The sequence below is a fragment of the Halovulum sp. GXIMD14793 genome, from assembly GCF_054457435.1.
Window position 1 is genome coordinate 84,564 of the sequence record NZ_JBTLNE010000005.1, and the last position, 6,107, is coordinate 90,670.

A 6,107-nucleotide genomic window follows, 5' to 3' on the forward strand; every position below is an offset into this window, starting at 1 on the left:
CTAAGAGGCTGGTAAAGCAAGGGGGCATCTCATGGAACCTACCGTCGTTTTCGCGCTGATCGGCGTGCTGGGCATCGGCTCGCAATGGCTGGCCTGGCGTTTGCGTATGCCTGCCATCGTCCTGATGCTGGCCGCAGGCATTCTGGCAGGGCCCGCCACCGGCCTGATCAATCCAACGGCAGAATTCGGCGATCTGTTGCGCCCCATCGTCTCTGTCGCCGTCGCTGTCATCCTGTTCGAAGGCGGCCTGACCCTGAACTTTGCCGAACTGCGCGGCGTTGGCCCTGCCGTCAAACGCATGGTGTTTCTCGGCGCACCGCTGGCCTGGCTGCTGTCCACGCTGGCCGCCCATTACGGCGCAGGCCTCAGCTGGGAAAGCGCTGTCATCTTCGGCGGTATCCTGATCGTCACCGGCCCCACCGTGATCACCCCGCTGCTGCGTCAGGCCCGCCTTGCCCCACGCCCCGCCTCGATCCTGCGCTGGGAATCTATCGTCAACGATCCCGTCGGCGCATTGGCCGCCGTTCTGGCCTTTGAAGTCATCACCGCCATCTATGGCGCAAGCACATTGGCCGAGGCCGCCAAACACCTGATCATCGGCATCACCGTGGCCAGCATCGCAGGCTATGCCGGGGGCAAACTGATCGCTGCCAGCTTCAAAAACGGCTGGGTGCCGGAATATATGAAAGTCCCGGTGCTGTTCGGCGCTGTTCTGGCCGTCTATGCCTCTACCGATAATGTGCTGCATGAAAGCGGCCTTCTGGCTGTGACCATCATGGGCATCGTCATCGCCAACGCACATCTGCCCTCGCTTGAGGAACTCAAACGCTTCAAGGAACATATCACCATCATTCTGGTCTCAGGCGTCTTCATCCTGCTCGCCGCCTCCCTGGATGTGGAACTGCTGGCACAGCTTGACTGGCGCGCGGTGCTGTTCGTCCTGCTGATCATCTTCGTCGCCCGCCCCGGCGCGGTACTTCTGTCGCAGATCGGCACCGATCTCAGCTGGGCCGAAAGGGGCATCATCGCCTGGATCGGCCCGCGCGGCGTGGTGGCAGTGGCCGTGGCAGGCCTGTTCGGCACCCGGCTCAGCGAACTGGGGGTCGAAGATGGCGCACAACTCGCCCCGCTGGCCTTTGTGCTGGTGGCCGCCACAGTGGTCATCCACGGCTTTTCTCTGGCTCCGCTGGCCCGGTGGTGGGGCCTGACCTCCAAGGAACCGCCCGGTGTGCTGATGATCGGCGGCTCCCGCTTTTCGACCGAGATGGGCGAGCGCCTGAAAGAGGCCGGTCTTCCGGTCCTGATCGCCGACCGCAACTGGTTCCGCCTGCGCCCCGCTAAACAGGCCGGGCTGAACGTCTTCCACGGCGAGATCCTCTCCGAAGCCGCCGAACACACCCTCGACCTCAACCGCTACGGCACCCTGATCGCCGCGACCGATAACGACGCCTATAACACGCTGGTCTGCACCGATTTCGCCCCGGAATTCGGCCGCAGCAACGTCTTCCAGATCGGCCGCCACCGCGAGGGAGAGGACGAACGCGGCGTCCCCGTCACCTTAGGCGGGCGCAAACTCGGCTCTGGTCGCAACCACGAAGATATCTTGGACAAGCGCGCCGAAGGCTGGCGCTTCGCCGCCACCGGCATCACCGAGGAATACGATCTAAGTGCCTTCCGCACCGACCGCCCCGAGGCCGGCATCTGGGCCCTGATCCGCAAATCCGGCACCATCCTCTTTGTCCGCGAAGACGACCTGCCCGAAATCCAACCCGGCGACACCATCCTGTCCTTCGGCCCTGGCCGCCAACCCCAACCCGACGCCTAACCAGGCGGCCCCGCCCGGCGGAGGCAAGGGGTGTTACCCTTAGTCACTTACCTATCTTGCATTTCGGCTTTTGGGAGAATGCTGCTGTTTGTTGTGATTGCGCCAATGTCCGCTGTTGGGGAACGGAGAGCTCTGATAAATGTTCTGGTAGAACCGTGTGATTGAGCCAATCAGCAAAGGAACCTGCCATGCCATCCACTTCCCTGAAACGTGCGGCAGCATTTTGTGAGGCCTATGCCCTGCGACTTCCCATCCTTCTGGCGCCGATGGCTGGTGCGTGTCCCACATCGCTATCCATAGCAATCGCAAATGGAGGCGGTATGGGAGCGTGCGGCTGTCTGTTGATGCGGCCAGAAGAAATCTCCAATTGGGCACAACAGATGAGGTCCAGTTCAAGTGGCGCATTTCAACTCATCGAATTGGAAAACCTATGCTCAAACGAATGACAATCACATGTTTCGCCTTCATGGCGATCGCATCTTCTGGTGTTGTTGCTCAAGAAGTCACGACGACGGAGCAAGCCCTAAGCGTTGCTGTCGGCCTAGACAAAGTGCCCGATCCCGAAACTCTTCGCATCGAGTCGATGAAGGTCAGGTTTTCTTCGCGCGGAAATAACTGGCAGGTGAAACTTCGTGGGGGCGAAATCACCTATAAGATCAATGTATCAGAAGATGGTAAAACGAGTTTAGACCGGGACATTGACGAAGGCCAAGACGTCCCTGCCTTTTGGGCTGCTCAACCAGCTTTGGCCGAACATGAGACCCCCGAATACTATCTGGAAAAAGCCAGCGAGGTTCTTTCGGGTCTGAATGACACCTATAGGCCGACCGGGCGCGCGATTGTTGAGTTCGAAGTATGTGATCCCCCGGCTCCTGGTGTCGAAAGCAAGTACACAAACGGCTGCAAGAACGAACGCGCATTAACCAAATGGGTTGTTTTCACCCAGGTTGCCGCCAACGTGCGGGGCAAAGACGATAAGTTCTTCAAGGCAGTCAAGTTCCTAGACGGTCGTGTCACCGAGGTGAGCGATGCCATGGTATCTGGAATCTGGTAAAAGAACTGGAACCTCGGCGCGTCAACGGCCTGATCCCATTGGTGCTGACGTCAGACACAACCTGGACACACTGCGTTGTCGCATGGTCTGGTAGGATCGAAGGGGGTAAGGCTGCCGTTAGATTTTCATGCTGAAAATCCGTTTGGAGCGTGCCTTGATGGTGTCAGTGTGTTAGCGCTGCGTGCCGATTGACGTTGCTTGAGAGACCTCCTCCCGATGGATTCAAAAAATTTGTTTCGACTTGCGGGGCTCGTCTTTGCGGCGGTTTCATTCGTTGTTGTGGGGGACACTGCGGGGAAGCTTTTGACCGCGCGCGGTGTTGATCCGTTCTTTATCGCCTGGACACGGTTTGCGTTGGCCGCTTTGGTGCTGTTGCCGTTCAGTGGTTTGTCATTTCGTGAGCTTCCTGATTTGCGGGACTGGCGTGTGTTGGTGCGCGGGATGTTCATCGCCTGCGGGATCTGCTGTATTTTGACGGCCCTGCGCACCGAACCGATTGCCAATGTGTTTGGCGCGTTCTTTGTTGGCCCGATCGTGTCGTACATCCTGGCGATCCTGTTTTTGGGTGAGACCCCATCGCAAAGCCGCAGCATACTTCTGGCGGTCGGTTTTGCGGGTGTCCTGCTGGTCGTGAAGCCGGGTTTTGGTATCTCCGTCGGGATGGTGTTCGCGCTGGCTGCTGGCGGGTGTTACGGCGCGTATCTGGTGATGACGCGCACCGTCGCGGGTGTGTATCGGCCGAGGTTTTTGCTGATCTCGCAGTTGATTGTCGGCTCGGTTCTTTTGACGCCGCTTGGGTTGAGCGTGGAGTGGCCGGATTTTCAGTTGCCCATTCTGGGGCTGATTGCACTAAGCGCGCTTGGGTCGGCTGTAAGCGCGCTTGGGTCGGCTGTGGGCAACTTTCTTTTGGTGCTGGCAAACAAATCGGCCGAGGCCAGTCTGATCGCCCCGCTTGTGTACAGCCAGCTGCTTTCGGCAACTCTGGCGGGGTTTTTTGTGTTTGGGGATTGGCCGGATATTTACGCGTTTCTCGGGCTTGTGCTGATCGCGTTCTCTGGTTTCGGGTCGTTGTTTCTTCATCAACGGCAGGCGCGTGCGGTTTGAATTTGTGGGGCGTGGCCCTGCCGGAGGACGTTTTGCTTTCCCTCGTGACCATTCGGCCCCCTTGGCAATTTGGGCGCGCGGGGATATCTCAGCGGCATGTGGATCGTAGCAGCACTTTATCATTTTACCCCGTTTGAGGACCCGGCCGCTTTGCGCGGGCCGCTTCAGGCGCTGTGTGAGCAGGAGGGGGTTGTCGGCTCTTTGCTATTGGCGGGGGAAGGCGTGAACGGGACGATTGCCGGGCCGCGCGCGGGGATTGATGCGGTTCTGGCACATTTGCGGGGCCTGCCGGGCTGTGCCGGGTTGGAGCACAAGGAAAGCACGGCGACGGACAAGCCGTTCCTGCGGATGAAGGTCAAGCTGAAGCGCGAGATCGTGACCATGGGTCAGCCGGATGTGGACCCGCGGGCGGATGTCGGCACCTATGTCGAGGCTGGCGACTGGAACGAGTTGATCCGGCAGGATGACGTCGTGGTGATCGACACGCGCAATGACTATGAGGTGGCGATCGGCAGCTTTGACGGCGCGGTTGATCCGAATACCGCCAGTTTCCGCCAGTTCCCGCAATGGTGGCAGGAGAACAAGGACCGCTTTCATAACAAGCGGGTGGCGATGTTCTGCACCGGGGGGATCCGCTGCGAGAAAGCCTCGAACTATCTGCAGGGCCAGGGCGTGCCGGAGGTGTTCCATCTGAAGGGTGGGATCCTTAAATATCTTGAAGAGGTGCCCGAGGAAGACAGCCTGTGGCATGGCAAGTGCTTTGTCTTTGATGCGCGTGTGTCGGTTGGGCATGGGCTGGAAGAAGGCGAGCATCTGCTGTGCTATGCCTGCCGCCGCCCGCTGACCCCGGATGATCTGAAGCGCCCGGACTATGAGGAAGGCGTCAGTTGTCATCAGTGCATGGATGAACATGACGATGACCGCCGCCACCGGTTCCGCGAACGGCAGAAGCAGATTGCTTTGGCCGCGTCGCAGGGCCGGAAGCATATGGGGTGATCACATCCCGCTTAGGTAGATCGACGGGACCTATGGTTTTGCGCAGCTTGATGCAGATGTCCGGCCTGTCGAGGCAACTTGCGCTAAAGCGTTTCGAGTTTGCCTTGAGACATCACATAAAATCGAAACGCGTACACCATATAGGCTTATCACTGCGTTTCAGGATAATCTTTTGTCTCAGGTTTATCCCGAAACGCTTTAGAATGGCAGGGGCGTCTTTATGCGCCGGACCGCGGCCCTTCGCGGGAAGCAGAGCCCAGTAGTCGCTGCACGCAGTCGCGAATTGGGATAAGGCCTTAATATTATGTAATAATTCATTTTAGTTGATTTCCCGGCATTTGTATTATCAAAAACTCCTATATAGAATGGAGCGACCGTCTCATCAGAGGAATCAAATTACACATGGCTTCACAAATACAAGGCTGATTGATCCTATGAACCTAAGCCATCACGAATTGCTGACGAAAGTAGCGTATTGCGAGTCGGACGAGATAGTTTCAATTTTTGATGATATGGATTGCAACTTTTCTGATGCTAAGGGACAGAATGTCCTTTTCCCGTCCATTGCGAAAAGAAAGGGACTGACGGATTTCTTTCTGGATCGCGGTGCGAAAATCGATCAGAAAATATAGATGGAAATACTCCACTTCACTTAGCAGCGGCAAATATGGACATCGTTTCTACCCGTATTCTTTTAGAACGAGGTGCTGATCAATTTATTCAGAATAAGTATGGAAATCAGCCTCTTTGGACCGCTTTAATTGAGTCGATAAAGGTGGTAAATATTCCTATTGGTTATGAATTATTGCGTTTATTTGCTTCACACGGCGCAGATCGGGAACATGTAAATTCTGCCGGAATATCGCCACGTTTCTTTTGCGATCAAAACGTCAAAGACGAGATAATACGAAGTATAATTATTGAATGACTTCAATATACAAGTATCGGACTTGACATGGAAAGAGCTCAGGAAATTCTATATAGATTAGGTTATTTTCAAGCCGCCAAGTGATCAGCCCCACCCAAGTGGTCCAGTTTGAATGTTAGTGCATGATTGGCCTAGGTTCCATCGGAACGATGGCCTCCGGGGCCGGTGGGCGGTAGCCCAGAGCACTGTGTGGTCGTTTG

The 6,107-nt window shown here is 56.7% G+C and carries 4 protein-coding genes and 1 pseudogene; all 5 read left to right on the forward strand.

Features of this window, described 5'->3' with window-relative positions; translation table 11 throughout:
* The first annotated feature begins 31 nt into the window (after window positions 1-31).
* Window positions 32-1,825 carry a cation:proton antiporter gene (locus tag ACW9UQ_RS02020; protein ID WP_458929322.1) on the forward strand — a complete coding sequence of 598 codons (1,794 nt, stop codon included), beginning with the start codon at window positions 32-34 and terminating at the stop codon, window positions 1,823-1,825.
* 328 nt (window positions 1,826-2,153) lie between these two features.
* Window positions 2,154-2,879 carry a hypothetical protein gene (locus ACW9UQ_RS02025; RefSeq protein WP_458929323.1) on the forward strand — a complete coding sequence of 242 codons (726 nt, stop codon included), beginning with the start codon at window positions 2,154-2,156 and terminating at the stop codon, window positions 2,877-2,879.
* A 216-nt stretch (window positions 2,880-3,095) separates the two neighbouring features.
* Window positions 3,096-3,983, forward strand: coding sequence for a DMT family transporter (locus ACW9UQ_RS02030; RefSeq protein WP_458929324.1), 888 nt, complete (start codon window positions 3,096-3,098; stop codon window positions 3,981-3,983).
* Between the two features lie 96 nt (window positions 3,984-4,079).
* Window positions 4,080-4,979: an oxygen-dependent tRNA uridine(34) hydroxylase TrhO gene (gene trhO / locus ACW9UQ_RS02035; protein ID WP_458929325.1), complete on the forward strand. Its 900-nt coding sequence runs from the start codon at window positions 4,080-4,082 to the stop codon at window positions 4,977-4,979.
* Between the two features lie 613 nt (window positions 4,980-5,592).
* A pseudogene (locus tag ACW9UQ_RS02040) lies at window positions 5,593-5,907 on the forward strand (ankyrin repeat domain-containing protein); the annotation flags it as partial.
* Window positions 5,908-6,107: the final 200 nt, after the last annotated feature.

Excerpts from the sequence above, each read along its gene's own strand:
- ACW9UQ_RS02020 (WP_458929322.1), top strand. The coding sequence starts at position 32 with ATGGAACCTACCGTCGTTTTCGCGCTGATCGGCGTGCTGGGCATCGGC.
- ACW9UQ_RS02030 (WP_458929324.1), top strand. The coding sequence starts at position 3,096 with ATGGATTCAAAAAATTTGTTTCGACTTGCGGGGCTCGTCTTTGCGGCG.
- trhO (WP_458929325.1), top strand. The coding sequence starts at position 4,080 with ATGTGGATCGTAGCAGCACTTTATCATTTTACCCCGTTTGAGGACCCG.